Genomic DNA, 24,215 nt, shown 5'->3' with positions numbered 1-24,215 from the left:
TTTTTCTTTCTTTGTAACTCAAAACCTTTTTATATATTTGAAGGTTATGAAGCCAATAAAAATTATCGAGTGTCCACGAGATGCTATGCAAGGCATAAAAGCTTTTATTCCTACCGAAAGAAAGGTGGCTTATATACAGTCTTTATTGCGTGTAGGTTTTGATACCATTGATTTTGGAAGTTTTGTTTCGGCGAAAGCCATACCTCAAATGCAAGATACTGCTGAAGTTTTAGCACAACTTGATTTATCCAAAACAACAAGTAAATTATTGGCAATTATTGCCAATGTTCAAGGAGCAACTCTGGCATCCCAACATGATGCCATCCAGTATTTAGGATTTCCCTTTTCGATTTCCGAGAATTTTCAAATGCGAAATACGCATAAAACGATAGCAGAATCCTTGGTGACATTAGATGAGATTTTAAACCTTGCTGATAAGACTAATAAAGAAACTGTAGCTTATCTTTCGATGGGTTTTGGAAATCCATACGGAGATCCTTGGAGTGTCGAAATTGTAGCACAATGGACCGAGAAATTAGCTGCAATGGGAGTGAAAATTTTATCCCTTTCTGATACTGTTGGGAGTTCTACACCCGAAGTAATTGATTACTTGTTTTCTAATTTGATTCCTCAATATCCTCAAATTGAATTTGGCGCCCATCTTCATACAACACCAGATAAATGGCTTGAGAAAATTGATGCTGCCTATAAGGGAGGCTGTCGCCGTTTTGATGGTGCAATTCAAGGTTTTGGAGGATGTCCAATGGCTACAGATAAATTGACAGGAAATATGCCTACTGAGAAATTACTCTCTTATTTTACGGTTCAAAAAGAAAACACCAATTGCAGTCCGATGAGTTTTGAAAGTGCTTATAATGAGGCTTCTAAATTATTTGGTGAATTTCATTGAAAATAGTCCTGCAATAAAAAGAGGTAAATTTAAATAAATTCAAATTTTTGTCGTTATTTTAATTTTGTTTAGTTAACCATTAAAAGTTAGGCTATATTTAAATTGGTAATGATATGAGAAACGGGTTTTGCAATAGAGTTATTTTAGTAATTGTATTAGTATTATGTACTTTTTCATGTAGTAGTGATCTTGATTTTAATCAAGCCGAAGATTTTACTGCACAGCCAGTGTTCACTACTAATCTTTCCTATTTCGAAGTGAAAGCTCCAGATTTTATTATAGATGGTACAGAGCAACCTTTTTTTTCTTATGTAGCTAATGTTGATTTTTTGAATACTTCTTTTGTGGAGGAGGACTTGGTAAGAACCGAGTTGTATTTCAGAATTAAAAATACAATAGCGAGAGCTTATGATTATAATGTCAATTTTTTGGATGACAACAATACACCTATTTATACTATAACAATGAATGTACCTGCCTACGGCGGTAAAGAAGTGTTAGTGGAAAAAACTGAAACTTTTACCGCTGCAAATGTGGATATTTTAAAGAGAACAACCAAAATGGTTTTTTCAATTGCAATGTTTCCAGGGCCGCCATTAACAGCTAACAGTCCAGGCAGAGTAGAGTTGAGTTCAAGTATAACTGCTTATTTTGATGTAAAATGAGAAAAATCACAATCCTTTTATGTCTGACAGTTTCTTTTTATTGCTTTTCCCAAAATAAAGAAGTTCTATATAATTTCACTCCTCAACCCCAAAGTTTATTGATTAATCCCGGAGCGGATGTAAAATATAAATGGTTTGTGGGAGTCCCATTATTATCTGGAATATCGGCAAATATGGGTTCAACAGGATTTGATGCCTATAGTTTATTCGCCAATGATGGGGTTGATTTTTCAGACAAAGTGAGAAGTGTGATAGCCTCAACCAGTAGAAACGATTATGTTACCGCCAATCAGCAATTGGAAATATTTACTGCCGGTTTCAGGGTAGGGGCAGAAGAAAGCAAGTCGTATGTTTCTTTTGGAATGTATCAAGAATTTGATTCATTTATATACATCCCAAAAGATTTAGCCATTTTGTCTTTGTATGGTAATAAAGATTATATAGGTAAGTCTTTTGATTTGGGAGATTTGAGTGCAAAAGCGGAAGTGCTCTCTGTCTTTCATGTGGGGTTTAATAAACAGCTTAATGAGAAACTCATACTTGGAATTCGAGGAAAAATTTATTCGAGTATTTTTAATGCGACTTCAACCCATAATTCAGGATATTTTTATACAGCACAAGGTTCCAATTTAATTTATAATCAAGTCATTAAATCCAATTTACAGCTTAATACTTCAGGCGCAGCCAAGTATTTGGATGAAAATTATGAAGGTGATTTAGCAACTGATTTAAAGGAAGATATTCCTAAAAAAGCTTTTATGGGTGGAAATCTTGGTTTAGGAGTAGATCTAGGGCTTACTTATTATCCTGAAAAAAACATCCAGATAACTGCAAGTTTAGTCGATATTGGGTTTGTAAATCACACGAAAGACGTTGTCGATTATACATTTAAAGGTGATTATGCTTTTAAGGGAGTTCTTACCAATTTTAATCAAGATGGAACAGTTGATAATGCCTATCAGGATTTCAAAGATGCCATTCCTTTTGATACGATCTATAGTAAGTTCAAGACTCAACGGCCTTTAAAATTTTATTCTTCATTCCAATATTCATTTGAAGAAGAAAGACAAACAGAATGCAATTGTGAAACTGATGAAGATTCTTGGTATCGAAGTGCGGTTGGAGCACAGTTTTTTGCAATGTCAACACCAAGGACTCCGATGCTTGCCTTAACCGCATATTACAGAAGAAGGCTGCTTCAAGGATTGCAAATGAAAGCGACATACACTATCGATTCATATTCCTATACAAATATTGGCTTGGGATTGACAACCAAGATTGGGGTAGTTAATTTTTATGCAATGGCTGATAATCTTCTCGCTTACAGGGATGTTTCGAAGGCAAATGCACTCACATTTCAAATAGGGTTTAACATAATCTCTGGGGGAAGCAGCAAATAAAATATTTTAATTTCATGAAATTGATTTATCTTTTCTTCTTCTGAAAAACTTATAAATTTCTATCCAAAGTACAGAAACGAACCCAATTACAACACTAAATCCGATTTGTAAAAGCGTAATACTTTCAAACTGGAAAAATGTTCTGAAAGCGGGTGTGATTAATAGTGAACCAGTTATCAACAGCGTTATTCCAATAATAAGTATAACCAAATTATTTTTGTATTTTAATGTGGTCAAGACCGAATAATAAAAAGACCGATTGGCAAGTGTTAAAAAGATATTAGCTGATATCAATGTTAAGAAAACCATAGTTCGAGTGAGATCTTCTGAGAACTCATTTTTTGTGCTGTATTGGTAAATAAACAAAAGACCAAGTGTGATGACAAGTCCTTGTATAATACTAATTGTAATTTCTTTTAGATTGAAAAATGTATTGGTAAAAGGGCGCGGATTTTGTTTCATCAGGTTGGGCTCCATAGGTTCATTTTCGTAAATTATGGAGCAGGTGGGTCCCATAATTATTTCTAAGAAAATAATATGAACGGGTGAAAAAATATTGGGGTATATCCATCCTAAAACCAGTGGAATAAACACAATCATAATAATAGGAATGTGAATGGATATAATGTATTGAATGGCTTTTTTTAGATTGATGTATATTTTTCGACCCATCGCTATAGCCTCTGTCATTTTGGAGAAATCGTCATCGATCAAAATTAAATTCGCTGCTTGTTTGGCAATCTCGGTTCCTTTTTTTCCCATGGCAATACCAATATGAGCCGATTTTAATGCCGGACCGTCATTTACGCCATCGCCTGTCATGGCTACAATTTGGTTGTTGTCTTTTAAAGCTTTTATGATTTTTAATTTAGCTTCGGGAAACATTCTTGTAAAAATAGTAGTTTCCATGACCTTCTCTTTCAAAGTAGCGTCATCCATCATCATAAGTTCGTCCCCGTTTAAGATTTTTCCAGAGTTTTTAAAACCAATTTGATTAGCAATGGTTGCCGTTGTCAAGGCATTGTCTCCTGTGACTATTTTTACTTGAATTCCTGCTTTGTAAAAAGTTCCAAAGACTTCTTTTATATTGGCTTTCGGAGGGTCATAAAAAGCAATAAGTCCTTTGAAATCAAATAAAAATTCTTGTTGTGTTTTTGGATAGTCAGTTCCAGAAAAATGAGTTACGCCAACTCCTAAAACTCGATACCCTTTTTCAGACATAGATTGGACTGCATTTAGAATTTGATTGGTTTGTTTTTCGGATAATTTTGAACAGGCGATTAGGGCTTCGGGAGCACCTTTGGCTGCTATGATTCGGTCTCCGTTTGTGTTTTCAAAAAGATGGGTCATCATTGGCGGTTTTCCGCTTAAAGGATATTCGTGAACCATTTTGTAATGAGGACGTTCATCTTCGATTCCCATTTTTGCGTAAGCATCGTGCAAAGCAATTTCCATTGCATCAAAAGGAATCGGTTCACTGGCCCACATGGAAAGACTTAGCAATTCCTGCTCCTCTGTATTTAATTGGGTTTTATTTTTCTCATTGCCATTGTTATTGTAATTGTCATTGCCATTGAAAGAATCTGTTTCCAATAAATACCATTGCGCCAGACTCATTCTGTTTTCGGTTATAGTTCCTGTTTTGTCTGTGCATATCACGGTTGCGCTGCCAAGCGTTTCCACGGTTTTGGTTTGTTTGACAATGATTCCTCTTTTCATTAATCGCCAAGCGCCCAAAGCCATGAATGTGGCAAATGCTACTGGAATTTCTTCGGGTATGATGCTCATTGCCAGGGTTAATGCTTTTAGTAAACTGTCTAAAATAATTTTTGAATTGTAGTAATTGATTCCCCAAACCAGAAGGAATGCCCCTAGGCCGATAAGAGACATTTTGGTAACAAAATTTCCAATTTGAATTTGCAAAGGTGTTTTCTCTTCTGCAATGTCATCCAAACTTTTTCCTATTTTTCCTAATTCTGTTTGGATTCCTATTGCGATTACTTTGCAGATCGCCAATCCGGAAGCGACAATCGTTCCCTGGAATACTTGATTATTTTCACTTTTTTCGCTTTTAAAAACCGCTAATGATTCTCCCGTAATTATAGATTCGTTTGCCGAAAAATCGTTCGATTGAATGATAACTCCATCTGCAGGAATAAAGGTGCCTTCTTCGCACTGGATGCAATCCCCTAAAACAATTTCTTCGGAAGGTATTTCTATAAGCTCACCATCTCGGATGACTTTGCTTTTGGGTTGCGTTAATTTATGCAGGGCTTCTATGGCATTCCGACTCTTGGATTCTTGGTAAAGTGAAATGGTGGAAACCAATAAAATTGCTACGGTCATAAAAATTCCATTACCAAAATCAGCAGTTATAAAATAAATACTGGTAGCAGTTAATAATAATAAAAACATGGGTTCTTTAACCATTTCTATTATGGAAGAAAGTAAGTTGTTTTTCTTTTGGTGTTCTATAGAATTTAAGCCATTTTTGATTCTGGATTGTTCAACTTCAGTTTTGTTTAATCCTGAAATAGAGCCGTTTGTTGCTGACATAATTGAAAGGTATGGTTATAAATAAAATAAGACGTTAACTTAATTTTACCATGCAATTTAAAAATAAAACGGAGGACTTAAGTGTTTTTTAGCTTAAGATTGTCTATATTTGCACGCAATTCAACTACAAATTGCAACATGAAAGCACATATCTCTAAGATTGTCGGTGAGGGTTTAACCTACGATGACGTATTATTAGTTCCCAATTACTCAAATGTTCTTCCACGCGAAGTGAGTATCAAATCCAAATTTTCAAGAAATATTACACTTAATGTTCCTATTGTATCAGCTGCTATGGATACAGTTACCGAAAGTGCTATGGCAATCGCTATGGCTCAAGAGGGAGGAATAGGTGTTTTGCATAAAAACATGACGATCGAACAACAAGCAGCCAAAGTACGTAAAGTAAAACGTGCAGAGTCTGGAATGATTATCGATCCTGTTACTTTATTAATGTCTTCTACAGTTGCGGATGCCAAAAGCGCCATGAGAGAATATGGTATTGGTGGTATTCCAATCGTTGATGAAAACAAAATCCTAAAAGGAATTGTTACCAATAGAGATTTACGTTTTGAAAAAAACGGTTCAAGACCTATTGTTGAGGTTATGACAAGTCAAAATTTGGTAACCGTTGCCGAAGGAACTTCACTAGAACAAGCTGAGGTAGTATTACAAGGTCACAAAATTGAAAAATTACCTGTAGTAAATGGTAAAAATGAGTTAGTTGGTTTAATCACATTTAGAGATATCACTAAATTAACCCAAAAACCAAACGCCAATAAAGATAAATTTGGACGTTTGAGAGTAGCAGCCGCTTTGGGTGTTACTGCCGATGCGGTTGAAAGAGCAACTGCTTTGGTAAATGCAGGAGTAGATGCCGTAATTATCGATACAGCTCACGGACATACAAAAGGTGTGGTTGATGTATTGAAAGCCGTGAAAGCTAAATTCCCAGAACTTGATGTAATCGTTGGTAATATTGCTACTCCGGAAGCTGCCCTATATTTAGTTGAAAATGGTGCCGATGGTGTGAAAGTTGGAATAGGACCTGGTTCTATTTGTACAACCAGAATCGTTGCAGGTGTTGGTTTTCCTCAATTTTCTGCTGTGCTTGAAGTAGCCGCTGCTATAAAAGGAACAGGAGTTCCTGTAATTGCAGATGGTGGAATTCGTTACACAGGAGATATTCCTAAAGCGATTGCTGCAGGTGCAGATTGTGTAATGCTAGGTTCATTATTGGCCGGTACAATGGAATCTCCAGGTGAGACCATTATTTTTGAAGGAAGAAAATTCAAATCATACAGAGGAATGGGTTCTGTTGAGGCTATGCAAGAAGGTTCAAAAGACCGTTATTTCCAAGACGTGGAAGACGATGTTAAGAAACTTGTTCCAGAAGGAATCGTTGGACGTGTACCTTACAAAGGGGAGTTGAACGAAAGTATGCAACAATTCATTGGTGGTCTTCGTGCCGGTATGGGATATTGTGGTTCAAAAGACATTGCTACTTTACAGGAAACTGGTCGTTTTGTTCGTATTACTGCCAGCGGTATCAACGAAAGTCACCCACACAATGTAACTATTACAAAAGAAGCTCCGAATTATTCGAGATAATATAGTCCAAAGGCGAAAGTCTAAAAGACAAAAGGTGCAGGATTCAGTTCTTGCACCTTTTTTGTTTGGGCGTGACCCTCCGTAAAAACTTCGGGTCGGGCTTTCCGTTCCCGCTTTTTTTTATCCCTTAAAAAAAGGGATAAAAAAAGAGCTCCACTACAATCCCTCACGCGGTAGAACGTTGAACCTATAAATCAATTATTTTTTTAAGATTCCTTTGTCTACACTTTCGTTGATCAAATTTTCTGCATAGTTCCAAATGGTTGTCGAACCTTCTTTAATTACCTTTTTCTTATCGTAAACTGTTTGATGCGGTACATTATATTCTGCCCACGTTCCTCCATTGTTGGATGTGTTTTGCAACAATGGCTCAAACCGGTCCATCGATTTTGCAAATTTTGCTTCATCAGTTATGCCATCCTCAAATTCTGTCCAAATTGCAATAAATTCTTCAGCTTGTTCTATTGGTAAAAGTCCAAAAATTCGTTTTGCGGCAATAAGCTCTTCGTCAGTATTTATGTGGCTTTTTGTAGTGTCGTAAAGAAAAACATCACCAGCATCGATTTCTACGATGTCGTGGATCAAAACCATTTTCAAAACTTTAAGAACGTCAATAGGCTTATCCGAATGTTCTGCCAATACAATTGTCATCATTGCTAAATGCCAACTATGTTCTGCGTCATTTTCACATCTGTCGCTGTTGAATAATTTAGTTTTGCGTTGAATGTATTTCAACTTGTCAATCTCTTTTATGAAACTTACTTGTTTTAATAAATTGTCGGTTTGCATTGCTTTATAAATTTTAAAAGATTTTTATTGTTACTGAGATGTTCGTAATAATTAATGCCAACGACTGTCTGTGAAAAAAAACTCCGTTTCGTCTCGCTCGTGTCTATTGCAAATTTATGATTATTTACCCATAGTAATCGAGGGTAAATAAAGTAGATTGTTTAATGATCCTGTAAGTTTTTTTAAATTTTGCATACATAAAATAGTATTAATGGATGAGGCCTCAGATTGTCATAATGAATATTAGTGCTCTAATACTGACTTCAATATTTATGTTTATAAGAAAAATTATACGTTAAATTGTTGTTAATTATTTTAATGTAAGAATAGTTCTAATAATAATTTATCTAAATTCAATTATTATTAACCAATAACTATAAATTTTATGTCAAAATTGATTACGTCCATCGCGCCAGCCACAGTGCTGACTGCTTTCACAACAGCCGTTAATTCGGCATTAACTCCGTTGAATCCTTTTAAAATTAATCTGACCGATGAGCAAAAGAAAGGCACGCGTTCTATGGCGGAAGGTAGAGAAGGTTATGCTCGTTTGATTTCCAGAATTGCCAACCAATTCCCGAATTCATTGAGCCGTGCCGATGTTCCCTCAGAGCTTTCGAATGTATTGGACTATTACAATAATCTGGAGGCCAGTAGAATGGCTTTGTTGCAAGCTATGGAAACTATTGAAGAAGTTCAGTTAGCTGCCGCTACCGATGTGATGACTTTGGTAGACCGTTATGCTGTAAACCTGCAAGTATCCAGAGGTAACGAGGGTAACCTTGACCTTGCCATGGGCGAAGTTGACCAATGGAACAAGCGTTATGCCAATAAAAAGGAAGAAACTGTAAAACCTCCAACAGAGGAACAGTTGAACTAATTGTTAAATCACAATTTACATTTCCAAAGCCGGGCTGCCTAAAAAGCAGCCTGGCTTTTTTTATCGAGAGGTGCGCCATACTATTATTATGGCGCGCCTCTGGATTTGGTAGGCGGTACCTTCATTTTGCATAGGCGTGCCTACAAAATTGATAGGCTCGCCTATGGTTTTGGTAGGTGTCGCCTTCGATTTTTATAGGCGCGCCTATCTATTTTAAAGGTGTCGCCTTTGTTTTTTATAGGCGCGCGTCTGGATTGTTTAGGCGCGCCATAGTTTTAGTATGGCGTGCCTATGGTTTTGATAGGCGCGCCTTTGATTTTGGTAGGCTTGCCTATAGTTTTAGTATGAGCGCCTATGATTTAGGTAGGCTTGCCTATAGTTTTGATAGGCTCGCCTATGTTTTAGGTAGGCGTGCCTATAGTTTTGATAGGCGTTGTGATGTTTGTAAGTGACTGGTTATTATATAAATAGATGTGCTTTTGTAAAAAAGTAGGACTACCAATGAAATTTTTTAACATCCCAACAATCCACAAACTTGTCATTTCGACGGAGGAGAAATCTCAGCAATACTATTCGACAAACTAATTCATTTTTTTACTTGAATTGCGGAGCCACTTGTGGAGATTTCTCCTCCGTCGAAATGACAATATTGGGTGTAAATGTTGCGTGATATCTAGCCATCAGCTGACTACTTTAATGTCATTTATATTGCTTAAAAAAAAATAGCCCCGCTAGCACGAGCGGGACGCTCGTGCTAGCAGGGGGGTATCTTTACGTCATATTGCCTAAATCTGTTGTAGTAGCTCAGCCGTAGTTACCATGTTTCAGCACATGGACATTCTTCTATAAAATCCTTTTTGTAAAAATTAAAAAGTTTAAAAGTAGAAATTAGAGTTTCATCATAATTGAAATTTAGTAGACTCTTTAAAATACTTACGTTATTTTCTCCTGTTTTATCAGATTTTGTATGAACGATATCATTTCGCAAGTTTCTAAGATTGTAAATATGCGCATTTGTTGGAGTTTGATGTGCAAAAAAATTCTTATTGAGCGCGATTGGTAAAACTTTGGTTAATTTATCCATGAAGGAAATTGAGACTTGAATTTGTTTTTTATCGTAAATCTCAGTTTTTCTATCATTGACAATTTTATATTCAAAATCTTCAGGAATAATATCATTTACAAAACATTCGATTGCCGTGAACAAGCAAATGATGCACGAGCTAGCGGTTCCTTGATAATCGTAGGCGTAAGAATTGCTCACTTCATTTGGTGTACTTAATTCAGATAGGTTTTCAACAAGTTTTTTACGATAATCTTTTCGATGAATATTTAATGTGTAAGCAAAATTAAAATTTACAAGTGAAAAGTCTGGAACAGGAATCATACAGTGTTTACCATTGTCATTGTATATAAAACTAAAAAGCTTATCTCCTGTTTCTGTAGTTAAAACTGCAAAATTATTTTTTGAATTTTTCTTTAAGAAAGATTGGTCGACTTTGTCTAAATCAATGTCTGTAAAATTTGAACTTGGTAATTCAGTATTTTGAAGAAAATCATGGAAAAGAAATTTACGCTTAATATGTTTCATAATGATTACTTATTATTTCTGGTGAAGATCAATCGTGATTTGTAATTACGACTAACATTTTGCGGCTTTATGAAGTTAGGGATTTGTAAGCCCGAAACTTTCGATTAAACACTGAAAATTAAAAGTACAAAACAAACTTTAAATTAAGTCCTAAAACCCCAATTTCTTAAAACCGTTGTTAGTTGGTGGAATTATGATAATGATTCACAATATTCTTTATTAACAACTTTATCTCTCATATTTATTTTACTATTGAAGTTTCGAGAAATATTTTTAACAATGTCAATATAATTATCTGTTTCCGAATCTTTTTTGTGATAGAAAGGCTTTATTGATGAACAATTTTTATGTTCGAAAAGAGTATTTAATAAAGTTCTATCTGAAATGCCACACGAATGTCCGAAGATAAAAATTTGATAGTCTCCACTATTTACAAATTCCAACAATCGTTTGTAATTGTCAGTTTCTAAATACTTGATTGATTTAATATTTTCAAGATAAGTGTTGTTGTTTAAATTTTCAATTGATTTGTAGTCTTCATCAATTTCATCTCCAAAGCCAAATATGACATTATTCCGATCGTATTTGTCAGTTGTTCCGTGTATATGAATAAAATGTTTTTTCAAATTCTTATTTGAATCGAATGATTCAAATTCTGTGTGGTTTACATAAATTTTTTCACTAAAAGTGTAATTGAAATTTAGAAATAATATTTCTTCAGGCATTAATTCAAAATAGTTTATAGCGCTATCGGAAATAAGTAATTCCCTGGTTTCTTTTATTGTTGCATTAGTACCAATTCTTGAAATTATTTTTTGATTGTAGTCGCTCAGTTCAGGCATTGTAATTAAATCTTCTTTTAAGGCTTTTAAGTCTTTTTGTATTTTTTGAAATTCAATTTCTGCTTTTTTGTTGATTGAAGTTTCTGTAAAATCCTTTAGTTTAAACTGAGAATAGATTTTGTATCCTATGTTAGCTTTCAGTCTAACATCATCTATATTGTTGCCAAAATCTGTAAGGAATTTTTCTTCAACTTCGTTTAAATATATTTCAAGTAATTTTTGTATTTGATTAAAATCCTTATTTAATTCAGTTATTTTGTATGTAGAGTTTTCTTTTTTGAAGGATTCTTTTAATAAGTTATAATATTCATTCTCAATATCAACCCAATTTTGTTCCGTATGTTTTTTTGTAAGAATTTCTAAAAATTTATTCTTAAATATGAGGTTAATATTTTGAGATTTTAAATTAGTTAATAAAGCTTCAAAATTTGTTGCATCAATCCGAGTTTCTTTACCCCAAGGGCCATGAATTTCATCTACTCTAATTTCTTCAGTTTCAAATTTAATTCCTTTGCTTGTAATATTATGAGACGCCGCATTTTGCAATTGTGTAACTATATTTACCCAATAATGATTTATGAAATCATTATAGCTGGTTTTCATTTTGTGAGCTAAATCAAATCCATTGCCTATTAGTATAATTCTATTCATCCTTTTTCTTCTATGATTCGTGAAATGCTTGCAGATAAATCGTTTATAGGTCTGACGATGTCCGATTTATCACTCCTAAATTGGGTTGCTATGTCTGGCAAACATCAGAGTTTATTTATTTTCAAATGTATAAAAAATGAATTATAAATTTTTAATAGTTTTTACTTTGCAATAAAACAAAAGCATTGAAAATAAGTTTTTTTAAATATTTCTTAAGAATAATAAACGTGTTCTCTAGCCCCGATTGCAGTGGAAATCCCATCTCGTTTTTTAACGAGATGGATTGAAACGGAAAGCGGGAGTGAAGCTGTTATGAAAAACTATCGTTCTGCTCCTAAAAGCGAAACACCAGTCTTTCGACCAGTGTTTTTATGAGATAAGGGAAAGTCTAATCGTGGGCCAAATCTGCCAATAGTTTTTTGTTGCCAACAATCCACAAAATATCATCTTTTTCCAGAATGACATTAGACTCTGGATTTAGCGCTCGGTTTCCTCTTTTTTCGATACCTACAATCAGTCCTTGTGTTTTTTCACGCAGTTTGGATTCTTTGATGCTTTTTCCAATAAAGGTGTGGTTTTTCAATTCGATTTGGCGCAAAACAATATCGGGTTCTACGGTTTCCGGAGAAACGTCCATTTCATGCTGGTCCAGGTATTTTTTAAATTGCTGTACTTGTGCGTCGGTTCCAATAACACAAATTTCATCACCTGGAAAAATACGTTCGTTTCTACTTGGGATGTGTATGGTTATGTCACCCCGTTTTATCGAAACAATATTAATTCCTAAATTTTCCCTCATTTGAAGGTTTTTCAAAGATTTTCCAGCTATATTGGATTCTGCCGCAATGTCAAATATTGCCATGTGGCCGTCCCAGGGAGTTAAATCACTGCGGCTTCTTTTGGCTCTGTCTATTTCCCGATCGTTCAAATTGGCAAGAAAATGATTTTCAATTTTATGATATTGAATGTGGAGTTTTCTTTGAAAAATTAAATAAATTACCACTGCAATTATAAATGCAATCAAGGCAGTTTTTGGGGAGAAGAAAATATTCAGCAATAAACCAATGAAGAAAATGGACAGCACAATGCGTATAAAAAACAACATCGTCAACGGTCCGCGGGATTTTCGGTCCAGCATCAATTGTTCAACTTCATTGGTGGCAACTCTTCGAAAAGCGAGCGCCCACAAAAATGGAGCGACTATACCCAATGTGATTAATGCTCCCATTGTATTTCCCAAATGATAATCTTCAACTAGAGGCAATATAAAACGGGATGAAAGCAAAATGACAGCAAGGATGATTACGACAAGCACAATCACCTGAATTAAAAAAGCGTTTATAACCGTTTGCCATAAACTAACCGTTTTTATAGCTTGCGTACTGGCCGAATAGCGTTCGATTCTTTTGGTCCATTTTCGGGGTAAGTTATGCGCCAAATATTCTGAAAAAGGAAGCGAATATTTAATCATAAACGGAGTCGTAAATACCGTTACGGCTGAAACTGCGACAACTATTGGATACAAAAAAGCATTGGTTGCTTTCAAGGTTACTCCCAAAGTCGCAATGATGAATGAGAATTCCCCAATTTGGGATAAACTCATTCCGGTTCGTATTGAATCTTTAAGTGGCTGTCCTGATAATATGGCACCAACTGTAGAGCTGATGGATTGACCAAAAATAACGACTAAAGAAAGAATAAGTACAGGAATGGCATGTTGGTACAAAGCATCGGGATTGATTAACATACCCACAGACACAAAGAATACGGCTCCAAACAAGTCTTTTACAGGTTTTACCAAATGTTCAATATGCTCAGCTTGTGTGGTTTCGGCAATTATGGATCCCATTATAAAAGCGCCAAGTGCTGGTGAAAATCCTGCATTTGCGGCAAGGACAACCATCATCAGACACAGTGCAAGCGAGATGATGAGTAGCATTTCGTCGGTGAGTAAATGTTTGGTTTTTTTGAGTACTGTTGGAATGATAAAAATTCCTCCCAGAAACCAAAGCACCAGAAAGAAAAGCAGTTTTAATACCGACATTAAAAGATCTCCTCCAGAAAACTGATTGCTGACGGCAATCGTGGACAATAAAACCATCATTAATATGGCAAGTATGTCCTGAACGATTAAAGAGCCAATGACAATTCCTGCAAACTTCTGCGTTTTAACGCCCAATTCATCAAATGATTTTAAAATAATTGTGGTCGAAGATATGGAGAGAATTACGCCCAAAAAGATGCTGTCCATTTTGGGCCATGCCAACCATTGGCCCACGGCATACCCTAAAATACACATACTCACAATTTGTATTCCTGCAGTGATAGAAGCAGTTCCACCAACTTTCATTAATTTCTTGAAGCTAAATTCCAGTCCCAGACTAAACAATAAAAAGATAACTCCAATTTCGGCCCAAACTTCTACACTTTTCATTTCTTTGACAGAAGGAAAAAAATCAAAATGGTTACCCGCCAAAAAACCGGCAATCAAATAGCCCAATACTAAAGGTTGCTTGAGTTTTCTAAATATTAGAACAGCAACAGTGGCAGTTATTAAGATAAGTCCTAAATCACTGATCAAAGGGTTTAAATGGCTTGTGGTTTCTGATACTTCTGAAAATTGATCCATAAATTGGTATTGCGGTTTATTATTGAAATAGTTTTTAGGTAAAAACCATTTATGGCTAATTTACAAAAAAAGAAAATTCTTTATGCTTTGGTTTTTTCGTTATTTAATTTTAATCATAAAAAAAGCTACCTTAAAAAAGATAGCTTTTGATTAATATAGTTTGGTATTTGTTAAATCCCCAAGAAATTGCTTGGTGTGATTTGCATTAATTCGGCCTTAATAGCTTCCGAAACATCAAGCGTTGCAATAAAACCGTGAATGGCTTTTTTGTCGATAGCTTCGTTAGTTCTGGTCAATCCTTTCAAAGCTTCGTATGGATTTGGATAAGCTTCACGTCTTAAAATAGTTTGAATTGCTTCGGCTACAACGGCCCAGTTTTTCTCTAAATCTTCGTGAAACTTTGATTCGTTCAACAATAATTTGTTCAAACCTTTCAAGGTAGCTTCAAAAGCGATTAAAGTATGACCTACAGGAACGCCAATATTTCTCAAAACGGTGCTGTCTGTTAAATCACGTTGCAATCTTGAAACCGGTAATTTAGCTGATAGATGTTCGAAAATAGCATTGGCAATTCCTAAGTTTCCTTCAGAATTTTCAAAATCAATCGGGTTTACTTTGTGTGGCATTGCCGATGATCCAATCTCTCCCGCTTTAATTTTTTGTTTGAAATATTCCATTGAAACATACGTCCAAATGTCTCGATCCAAATCAATAATAATGGTGTTGATTCTTTTTAAAGCATCAAAAAAGGCTGCAAAATGGTCGTAATGCTCAATTTGTGTTGTTGGGAACGAATGGTGTAATCCCAAGTTTTCTTGAACAAATTTGGTTCCGAACTGTTTCCAGTCAATTTGCGGATAAGCCACATGATGTGCATTATAATTTCCAGTAGCTCCGCCAAATTTGGCTGCAAACGGTATGTTGAACAACAAACGCATTTGCTCTTCCAGACGCTCCACAAAAACAGCTATTTCTTTGCCCAAACGAGTAGGTGAAGCCGGCTGTCCATGTGTACGTGCAAGCATTGGAATGTCCTTCCACTCTTGGCTTAATTCTTTTAATTTGGATGTCAACGTAATTAACGATGGCATATAAACTTTTTCAAAAGCATCTTTTGTAGAAAGCGGAATTGCCGTGTTATTGATGTCTTGAGAAGTTAATCCAAAGTGGATGAATTCTTTGTATTCTGATAAACCCAGTTTTTCAAAAGCGTCTTTGATAAAGTACTCAACAGCTTTTACGTCGTGGTTGGTTACTTTTTCAGTTTCTTTTATCCAAAGTGCATCTTCAGTAGAGAAATTTTTATAAATATCACGTAAACTATCGAAAAGATTAGGGTTTACGTTTTTTAGTTGTGGTAAAGGGACTTCGCATAAAGCAATGAAATATTCGATTTCAATTAATACGCGGTATTTGATTAAAGCTTCCTCTGAAAAAAAAGGAGCTAGTGATAATGTCTTATTTCTATAACGACCGTCGATTGGTGATATAGCATTCAATTCGTTTAGAGTAGTCATTTTTTGTTGTTTTTTCGAAAGGCACAAATATAAAGAGAATTTGGGGATTAGGGAGTACGAAATTTAAGGTTTGGCAAAGAATTTAGTTATAAAAAACATAACCTTTCAATGAAATTAAAAGATTCCAAAATTAAGTCGTCGTTTTATTTCAAATTTAATCTAAAATAAAGTTATATTTGTTTAATAAATATGTAATATATATGAACAATATAAAAAATACTTTCAGTATTAAGGATCTTGAAAATCTTTCAGGTATAAAAGCGCATACAATCCGAATTTGGGAAAAACGATATAATGTTTTACAGCCTATGCGAACGGATACTAATATACGATTGTATTCATTGTCAAGTCTCCAAAAATTATTGAATATCACTTTGTTGCATGATTATGGATATAAAATTTCTAAAATTTCAACCTTTACCGATGAAAAAATAAGCGAAATGATTCGTGATGTTATTTCGAATAAAAATGTTAAAAATCATGCTGTTAACGCTTTTAAGATGGCTATGATGAATTTTGACCAAGAACTTTTTTCTAATACTTATAATTGGTTGCAAGAAGAAAAATCTTTTAAGGAAATCTTTCATCAAGTTTTTATTCCATTGATGGAGGAGATTGGTCTGTTATGGCAAAGTGATACGATTACTCCGGCGCACGAGCATTTTATCAGTTGTTTGATATTGAAGAAAATATTGGTGAATATTGAAAAAGTGGAAGCCACTATGTCAATAAGCAGTAACAAAGTTTATGTATTGTCACTTCCTCTCAATGAAATCCATGAATTAGGATTGATGTATTTGCATTATGAAATTGTTTCTAAGGGATATAAAGTTGTTTATTTGGGTGAGAGTATGCCAATAGCTAATTTGAAAGATTTGAAGAAACATTACAATTTAATTGTTTTTCTATCTTATTTTACGATACAGCCCGATCGTGATTCTGTCAATGATTATGTGAATTCTATGGGTAAAGAACTCTTGGGTGATGGTTCTCAAATTTGGTTGATTGGTAAAATGACTCAGTACATCGACCAGGCTTTAATTCCTGTCGATGTAAAAGTTTTTAATTCTATTTCAGATTTAGTAGAAAAGATTTGATTTTTTGTTTAATGTTTTTGTATATTTGCTAAACAAATGAAAAAATCAATCTCAATAATAGGTTCTGGATTTTCGGCAATGGCTGCAGCATGCTATTTGGCAAAAAGTGGTCATAAAGTGTCGGTTTATGAAAAAAATGCTTCAATAGGAGGGAGGGCTCGCCAATTGAAAGCTGAAGGTTTTACTTTTGATATGGGGCCCAGTTGGTATTGGATGCCCGATGTTTTTGAACGGTTTTTTGCTGATTTTGGCAAAAAAACAACTGATTATTATGAGCTGATAAAACTCTCCCCAGCATACCGAGTTTATTACGACATTGATGATTTTATTGCAATTGCAGATAATTTACCTCAGATAATAGCTGATTTTGAAGCTATCGAAAAAGGAAGTGGTCAAGTTCTAAAAGAATTTATGCGCGAAGCTAAAGCCAATTATGATATTGCCATAAAAGAATTAGTGTATCGTCCGGGTGTTTCTCCTTTGGAATTGGTAACGGTTGAAACCGCTAAGAAAATTGGTCAGTTTTTTAGTAACATAAGTAAAGATATTAGAAAGAAATTCAAAAATGAGCGACTCATTCATATCTTGGAATTTCCCGTTTTGTTTCTTGGCGCAAAACCATCCGATACGCCTTCGTTTTATAGTTTTATGAATTACGCTGACTTTGGATTAGGAACTTGGCACCCGAAAACAGGCATGTTTGATGTAGTTCGGGCTATGGAAAGCTTAGCCAGAGAACTTGGTGTAACTTTTGTAACCAATGCCAATATTGAAAAAATAAATGTTGAAAGTAAAGTTGCCCGTTCGATTACAGTCAATGGAAAAACGATTCCATCCAATATTATTTTAAGCGGTGCCGATTACCATCATACCGAAACTTTGTTGGACAAAGAACACAGGGCTTATTCTGAAAAGTATTGGGACAGCCGGATTTTTGCTCCATCATCATTGTTGTTTTATGTGGGATTCAATAAAAAAATAAAAAATATTTCGCATCATGCTTTGTTTTTTGATGTTGATTTTGAGCAGCATGCCGCAGCTATTTATGACGACCCAAAATGGCCAAAAGAACCATTGTTTTATGCCAATTTCCCGTCATTAACGGATAAGACGGCGGCTCCCGAAGGAATGGAATCCGCTTTTTTCCTGGTCCCATTAGCTCCCGGAATTGAAGATACCGAAGCCTTGCGGAATGAATATTTCGATAAAATAATAGAGCGTTTTGAAATTTTAACTCAACAAACGGTAAAAAAGAATATTATATTCAAACAATCTTTTTGCAAAAACGATTTTGTTTCGGATTACAATTCGTACAAAGGGAATGCTTACGGAATGGCAAATACGCTTTTGCAAACCGCTTTTTTGAGACCAAAACTCAAAAGCCCCAAAGTGAAAAACTTGTATTTTACGGGGCAATTAACCGTTCCAGGGCCTGGAGTTCCTCCCGCATTAATTTCTGGGAAATTAGTATCGGAGTTAATAGATAAACAACTTTTAAATCAATAGATATGAAGAAATTATTTGATGATGTATCCTTCAAGTGCAGTAAATTAGTCACCAAAAATTACAGTACTTCGTTTTCTATGGCGGTTTATATGTTGGCACCCAGCATTCGAGATGCCATATACAGTGTCTACGGATTTGTGCGTTTTGCCGATGAAATTGTGGATTCTTTTCACGGTTATGACAAAGAGAATCTAATCAATGATTTTGAAGCCGAGTATTACAAAGCCATGAGAGCCGGCATCAGTTTGAATCCGATTTTAAATTCATTTCAGCACACGGTTAAGGAGTATAACATATCAGATGATATGATACAATCCTTTCTTAAAAGCATGAAACTCGATTTAATCAAATCCGATTATCACAGCAAAGAGGAATACAACGAATACATTTATGGCTCTGCCGATGTAGTGGGATTGATGTGTCTCAAAGTTTTCGTCAAAGGCGATGATGCAAAATACAATCAGCTGAAAGACCAAGCCATGAGATTGGGCTCTGCTTTCCAAAAAGTAAATTTCCTTCGTGATTTAAAAGATGATAATTTGCTATTGAATCGTAATTATTTTCCGGGAGTCGATTTAAAATCTTTCGATGAAAATTCAAAAAAAGCAATCATAGCAGAAATTGAAGAAGATTTTAGAGTCGCTTATCAAGGAATCATAAAATTGCCTTTGGAAGCCAAATTTGGTGTTTACACAGCTTATGTTTATTACAAAAAACTGCTCAAAAAACTAGAGCACACCCCTTGTAATGAAATTGGAAATACAAGAATCAGGGTTTCCAATTATTCCAAAGCAGGATTGTTAGCGCAATCGTTCGTATCTTACAAGCTGAAATTGGTGTAAAATTAGTGATTAGTGAAAAGTTGTTAGTGAATAGGCTTATAAGGATTTTTACTGCAATCGGGACTAGCAGCTAGTATTTAATTTTTTTGCTTTTATTGAATCCAAAAAGATTTAACAGTAATTACTAAAAGCTATTCACTAGTCACTCAAATAATTTAATTTAATAAAGAGAATATGATTTCCTTTTTGATTTTTTTAGGTGTTTTTTTATTCATGGAATGTGTTACATGGCTGACTCATAAGTATATTATGCACGGGCTCATGTGGTATTTTCATGCCGATCATCATCAGCCAAAATACGAGCATACTTTTGAACGAAATGATATATTCTTTCTGATTTTTGCAACACCCAGTATTGTGCTTTTTTATTTTGGAGTGCAGGGCGGAATGAATTATTTATTTTTTATCGCTCTAGGCATAACCGCTTATGGTTTTTGCTATTTTATGATTCATGACGTATTGATTCACCAACGTTTTAAGTGGTTCAAAAACACTAAAAACAAATATTTAGTTGGTTTGCGTAAGGCCCACAAAGTACATCATAAGCATCTAGGGAAACAGGATGGTGAATGTTTTGGAATGTTGTTTGTGCCTTTTAAATATTATAAAATCTAATATGTCATTATATCTTTTTTTGAATATTGCTTCGTTCTTAATTCCGTTTCTGTATAGTTTCGAAAAGAGAATGAGATATTGTAAACGTTGGAAAGTCATTTTCCCTTCGTTGATTATAACGGCATTATTTTTTATTATTTGGGATATTATTTTTACCCAAATGGGAGTTTGGAGCTTTAATCCAAGATACCATTCCGGAATAGAATTTTTTGGTTTGCCGATAGAAGAATGGCTTTTTTTTATTTGTATCCCTTACGCCAGTATATTTATTCATTTCTCTTTTCAGTATTTCTTGCCCAATCTGGCTTTGAGCGATACTGTCGTAAAAAAGATTTATTGGTTTTTGATGATTCTTATTGTTCCAGTTGCAGTGTTTAATTATGATAGATGGTACACTTTTGTAAATCTTAGTTTGTTTGTAATTGTTTTAACAATAGCTGTTTTTAAGTTTTCTACAATTTTAAAAACTTATTTCATTACTTTTTTAATCATTTTGATTCCGTTTTTACTAGTAAATGGAATTCTTACGGGTAGTTTTATAGAAGAACCGGTTGTTTTTTATAATGATAACGAGAATTTGGGAATTCGATTGGGAACAATTCCTGTTGAAGATGTTGGTTATGCTTTTACAATGTTGTTGATGAGTTTAGTTTTGATGAAAATAATTGATAGAAAAAATGAAAGTATATAAAAAAGAAAGTGTCCAACATATTAATGCAACTTTGGATGAATGCTGGGCTTTTTTCTCGAGTCCAGAAAATTTGCAAAAAATAACTCCAATGTCTATGGGATTTCAAATCACCGATTTTGATAACCAATCGATGTATGCTGGGCAAATTATTCAATACAAAATTTCGCCCCTTTTGGGACTAAAATTAAATTGGGTAACAGAAATTACCAAAGTAAAAGACAAAGCTTATTTTATAGACGAACAACGTTTTGGACCCTATAGTTTTTGGCACCACAAGCATTTTTTTGAGGCAACTTCTAATGGAACCAAAATGACCGATGTTGTACATTATGCATTGCCTTTGGGTTTTTTGGGGCGAATCATGAATGCTCTAATCGTCAAAAACAAACTGAAAGAGATCTTTGATTACCGTTTTGTAAAAGTTGATCAACTTTTTAATAATGAAGCTTCTAAGTTACCAAGATTTTGAGCTACTAAGACTGTAGAAAAGGAAAACAATATTTTTGAAACAAGGATTAATTACAAGGTTACAGAATCTTAGCATCTCGTTACTTAGATTCTTAGAAACTTAAAAAAAAATGACAAAACAAGAAGTATCTATTTTTTGGTTCCGACGCGATTTACGTCTTGAAGATAATGTGGCGTTGTATAATGCTTTGCAATCCGACCAGCCTGTCATTCCTTTGTTTATTTTCGATACTGATATTTTGAATAGTTTGCCAAAAAACGATGCCCGTGTTGGTTTTATACACGAATCACTCAGTAAAATAAATATAAAATTGAATGCGATAGGTAGTTCGATTTTAATAAAAAAAGGAGCAACAACTGAAGTATGGGGATCTCTTTTTCAAGAGTTTACTATTTCGAAAGTTTTCTTCAATAAAGATTATGAACCCTATGCTATTAATAGAGATTTAGCCATTTCAGCATTGGCAAAAGCGAATAATACGCTTTGTTTTTCTTTCAAAGATCAGGTCATTTTTGAAGAAAAAGAAATCACCAAGTCCGATGGATTACCCTATACTATTTATACACCATACAAAAATAAATGGTTGGAAAAATACAAATCCATCGCGCCGCTCGTAGAATACGATACCGAAAGTTATTTCTCTAATTTCCAGAAAAATAATTTTGATTTTCCCACTTTGCAACAAATAGGTTTCGAGGAAAGTAACATAAAAGTACAGCCACATAATCTCACACAAATAAGCAATTACCATGAAACCAGAGATTTCCCTGCTATAGACAGTACTTCGTATTTGTCACCTCATTTGCGTTTTGGAACAGTTAGTATCCGTAAATTAGTCAATTGGGCAGTTCGCAAAAATGATGTTTTTTTGAGTGAATTGATATGGAGAGAATTTTTTATGCAAATTCTGTTTAGCTTCCCGAAAGTAGTCACTCACAATTTCAAATCGGCTTATGATGGAATTCAGTGGCGCAACAATGAAGAAGATTTCAAGCGTTGGTGTACTGGAACTACAGGTTACCCTATGGTAGATGCCGGAATGCGTCAGCTCAATGCAACAGGCTATATGCACAATAGGGTACGCATGGTTGTGGCTAGTTTTTTATGCAAACATTTACTGATCAATTGGCAATGGGGTGAAGCTTATTTTGCCGAAAAACTATTGGATTATGATTTGTCGGCCAATGTTGGAAACTGGCAATGGGCGGCAGGAACGGGATGTGATGCGGCGCCTTATTTCAGGGTTTTTAATCCGGATATTCAACTCAAAAAATTTGATGAAAAAGCAATTTATATTCGCAAATGGATTCCCGAATTTGATTTTGGTTATGGTCAGCCAATGATTGAACATGCTTTTGCCAGAGACCGCGCCGTTGCTACTTATAAAGCAGGGATTTTGAAGTGATTACCTAATCAACCTATGAAGCATTCCATTAAAAATAAACCCGTGAAAAGGCAAAACAGAATACCAATATAATTTGCCCCAAATACCTTCGGGTTTAAAAGTAGCTGATTGGTACAAAGTGTTGTTGATGATTTTGAATTCGAGCCAGGCTTCGCCAGGTAGTTTCATTTCGGCATAGAGAATGAGTTTGCCTTCGTCTTTGTTGGCATATAAAACCCGCCAAAAGTCTAACGCATCACCGGCGTGGATGTCGTGTTTGTTGGTGCGGCCTCTTCGTGAGCCTACACCTCCAAAAAGTTTATCAATAAATCCGCGTAAATTCCATAACCAGTCACCGTAATACCAGCCGGTTTCACCACCAATGGACCAAATTTGGTTAACGGTAAATTCACGGTTTTGGATTTCCATTTTTCTTCGGTCGATAAAGCAGTCTTTCTTGGGGACTTTGAGATAATCACTTACGTTACCCACAAATTGCCCACTAATCATGGCGTCTTTCCAACTCGAAGCAATAGCATCATTGTCAATTTTGACTAAGGCTTTAGATAATGCCAGATCATAAGGCATAGGCGTAATATTCAGAATTGAATTGATGCTGTTGTCCCGGCAAATGACTTCGACTTTCATACTGCTCACCAATGCCGATGCTAATTTATAAGAGGTCGAGGTTACAAAGTACAGCCAGTATGACGATAATTTGGGTGTCATTACCGGCACGGTGTAAATGTATCTTTTGAGGTGAATTGCTTTCGCAAATCCCAAAAGCATTTCTTTGTAAGTAAGAATGTCCGGGCCACCAATGTCGAAACTTTGGTTGTATGTTGATGGATTTAAAAGTGATTTTGTCAAAAATTCCAAAACATCACCAATAGCGATGGGCTGGCATTTGGTATTTAGCCATTTTGGAGTAACCATTATAGGTAACTTTTGAACTAAATCCCGAATGATTTCAAAGGATGCACTACCGGAACCCACTATAATTCCAGCTCTCAATGTGGTCGTAGCAAAGTTTCCTGTATTCAAAACTTCTTCAACCGCTTTTCGTGATGAAAGATGCTTGGAAAGTGATTGGTCATTGACAATTCCACTTAAATAAATGACTTGTTTGACATTCGTCAGATTGATTCGCTCAACAAAATTTAAAGCCGAAATTCGCTCCAATTCATCATAATTACTAGCCGAACCCGACATGGAATGGATTAAATAATAAGCGGCATCTATGTTTTTGGGGATATTTTCTAAAGTTTCTTTTTTTAAGAAATCAACTTCGATGATTTTTACCTTTTTTTCAAATTCAATTGGACAAAAAAAACGCTGTTTGTCCCGGACACAACAAATAACGTCATGGCCTTGTTCGATCAAAATCGGTAAAAGCCTCTTGCCTACATATCCTGTTGCGCCTGTTAAAAGAATTTTCATGGTTTATCGATTTTAATTTATTTGGAACTTAGCGTTTAATAATATCTTATAAAAAATGAGCCACGAATTTTACGAATTAGGAGCAAAACTCGTGGCGGATATTCTTCTTCTTGCTGATTCCGTTTATATG

The 24,215-nt window shown here is 34.9% G+C and carries 19 protein-coding genes; 12 read left to right on the top strand and 7 right to left on the bottom strand.

Features of this window, described 5'->3' with window-relative positions; translation table 11 throughout:
* The first annotated feature begins 46 nt into the window (after positions 1-46).
* The 3 genes from DOS84_RS13470 to DOS84_RS13460 all read left to right on the top strand — a co-directional run bounded on the left by DOS84_RS13470 (position 47) and on the right by DOS84_RS13460 (position 2,975).
* Complete coding sequence (locus DOS84_RS13470; RefSeq protein WP_111410644.1) at positions 47-910, top strand: hydroxymethylglutaryl-CoA lyase; 864 nt, start codon at positions 47-49, stop codon at positions 908-910.
* Positions 911-1,023: 113 nt separating this feature from the next.
* Positions 1,024-1,575, top strand: a complete 552-nt coding sequence (locus tag DOS84_RS13465; protein ID WP_111410643.1) for a hypothetical protein — start codon at positions 1,024-1,026, stop codon at positions 1,573-1,575.
* The gene (locus tag DOS84_RS13460; RefSeq protein ID WP_111410642.1) at positions 1,572-2,975 is read left to right on the top strand and encodes a DUF5723 family protein; all 1,404 of its coding nucleotides are present in this window, start codon (positions 1,572-1,574) and stop codon (positions 2,973-2,975) included. The genes DOS84_RS13465 and DOS84_RS13460 overlap by 4 nt, the downstream gene beginning before the upstream one ends.
* Before the next feature lie 12 nt (positions 2,976-2,987).
* Here the strand turns inward: DOS84_RS13460 and DOS84_RS13455 are convergent, their stop codons facing one another.
* Entirely contained in the window at positions 2,988-5,531 is a 2,544-nt protein-coding gene (locus tag DOS84_RS13455) for a cation-translocating P-type ATPase (protein ID WP_111410641.1), read from the bottom strand.
* A 138-nt stretch (positions 5,532-5,669) separates the two neighbouring features.
* Between DOS84_RS13455 and guaB the strand changes: the two genes are divergently transcribed.
* A complete protein-coding gene (gene guaB, locus DOS84_RS13450) occupies positions 5,670-7,142 on the top strand; it encodes an IMP dehydrogenase (RefSeq protein WP_111410640.1) in 1,473 nt (490 codons plus the stop codon).
* A 198-nt stretch (positions 7,143-7,340) separates the two neighbouring features.
* Here guaB and DOS84_RS13445 read toward each other — a convergent pair whose 3' ends face one another.
* Entirely contained in the window at positions 7,341-7,931 is a 591-nt protein-coding gene (locus DOS84_RS13445) for an HD domain-containing protein (protein ID WP_111410639.1), read from the bottom strand.
* Between the two features lie 385 nt (positions 7,932-8,316).
* On the opposite strand from DOS84_RS13445, the gene DOS84_RS13440 reads away from it, so the two are divergent.
* Positions 8,317-8,811 (top strand): hypothetical protein, encoded by a 495-nt coding sequence (locus DOS84_RS13440; protein WP_111410638.1) that lies wholly within the window; start codon positions 8,317-8,319, stop codon positions 8,809-8,811.
* 814 nt (positions 8,812-9,625) lie between these two features.
* On the opposite strand, the gene DOS84_RS13435 is transcribed toward DOS84_RS13440, so the two are convergent.
* The 4 genes from DOS84_RS13435 to purB form a co-directional block, all read right to left on the bottom strand.
* The gene (locus DOS84_RS13435) at positions 9,626-10,402 is read right to left on the bottom strand and encodes a hypothetical protein (RefSeq protein WP_111410637.1); all 777 of its coding nucleotides are present in this window, start codon (positions 10,400-10,402) and stop codon (positions 9,626-9,628) included.
* Positions 10,403-10,593: 191 nt separating this feature from the next.
* Positions 10,594-11,895, bottom strand: a complete 1,302-nt coding sequence (locus DOS84_RS13430; RefSeq protein WP_111410636.1) for an AbiH family protein — start codon at positions 11,893-11,895, stop codon at positions 10,594-10,596.
* A 388-nt stretch (positions 11,896-12,283) separates the two neighbouring features.
* Positions 12,284-14,524, bottom strand: a complete 2,241-nt coding sequence (locus DOS84_RS13425) for a cation:proton antiporter domain-containing protein (RefSeq protein WP_111410635.1) — start codon at positions 14,522-14,524, stop codon at positions 12,284-12,286.
* Positions 14,525-14,694: 170 nt separating this feature from the next.
* Complete coding sequence (purB, locus tag DOS84_RS13420; RefSeq protein WP_111410634.1) at positions 14,695-16,041, bottom strand: adenylosuccinate lyase; 1,347 nt, start codon at positions 16,039-16,041, stop codon at positions 14,695-14,697.
* A gap of 200 nt (positions 16,042-16,241) precedes the next feature.
* On the opposite strand from purB, the gene DOS84_RS13415 reads away from it, so the two are divergent.
* The 7 genes from DOS84_RS13415 (at position 16,242) to DOS84_RS13385 (ending at position 22,666) form a co-directional block, all read left to right on the top strand.
* Positions 16,242-17,138: a MerR family transcriptional regulator gene (locus tag DOS84_RS13415; protein ID WP_111410633.1), complete on the top strand. Its 897-nt coding sequence runs from the start codon at positions 16,242-16,244 to the stop codon at positions 17,136-17,138.
* A gap of 36 nt (positions 17,139-17,174) precedes the next feature.
* A complete protein-coding gene (locus DOS84_RS13410; protein WP_111410632.1) occupies positions 17,175-18,644 on the top strand; it encodes a phytoene desaturase family protein in 1,470 nt (489 codons plus the stop codon).
* Between the two features lie 2 nt (positions 18,645-18,646).
* Complete coding sequence (locus tag DOS84_RS13405) at positions 18,647-19,486, top strand: phytoene/squalene synthase family protein (protein WP_111410631.1); 840 nt, start codon at positions 18,647-18,649, stop codon at positions 19,484-19,486.
* A gap of 174 nt (positions 19,487-19,660) precedes the next feature.
* Positions 19,661-20,101: a sterol desaturase family protein gene (locus DOS84_RS13400; protein ID WP_111410630.1), complete on the top strand. Its 441-nt coding sequence runs from the start codon at positions 19,661-19,663 to the stop codon at positions 20,099-20,101.
* Position 20,102: 1 nt separating this feature from the next.
* Positions 20,103-20,792: a lycopene cyclase domain-containing protein gene (locus DOS84_RS13395; protein WP_111410629.1), complete on the top strand. Its 690-nt coding sequence runs from the start codon at positions 20,103-20,105 to the stop codon at positions 20,790-20,792.
* Positions 20,779-21,261, top strand: a complete 483-nt coding sequence (locus DOS84_RS13390) for an SRPBCC family protein (protein WP_111410628.1) — start codon at positions 20,779-20,781, stop codon at positions 21,259-21,261. Before DOS84_RS13395 ends, DOS84_RS13390 begins: the two co-directional genes overlap by 14 nt.
* 109 nt (positions 21,262-21,370) lie before the next feature.
* Complete coding sequence (locus DOS84_RS13385; RefSeq protein ID WP_111410627.1) at positions 21,371-22,666, top strand: cryptochrome/photolyase family protein; 1,296 nt, start codon at positions 21,371-21,373, stop codon at positions 22,664-22,666.
* On the opposite strand, the gene DOS84_RS13380 is transcribed toward DOS84_RS13385, so the two are convergent.
* Complete coding sequence (locus DOS84_RS13380; protein ID WP_111410626.1) at positions 22,667-24,085, bottom strand: SDR family oxidoreductase; 1,419 nt, start codon at positions 24,083-24,085, stop codon at positions 22,667-22,669.
* Positions 24,086-24,215: the final 130 nt, after the last annotated feature.

It is taken from the genome of Flavobacterium aquariorum, assembly GCF_003254745.1.
In the GTDB taxonomy this organism is placed as follows: domain Bacteria; phylum Bacteroidota; class Bacteroidia; order Flavobacteriales; family Flavobacteriaceae; genus Flavobacterium; species Flavobacterium aquariorum.
The sequence above is the reverse complement of the archived record's forward strand: the minus strand, read 5'-3'. Positions and strand labels throughout refer to the sequence as shown.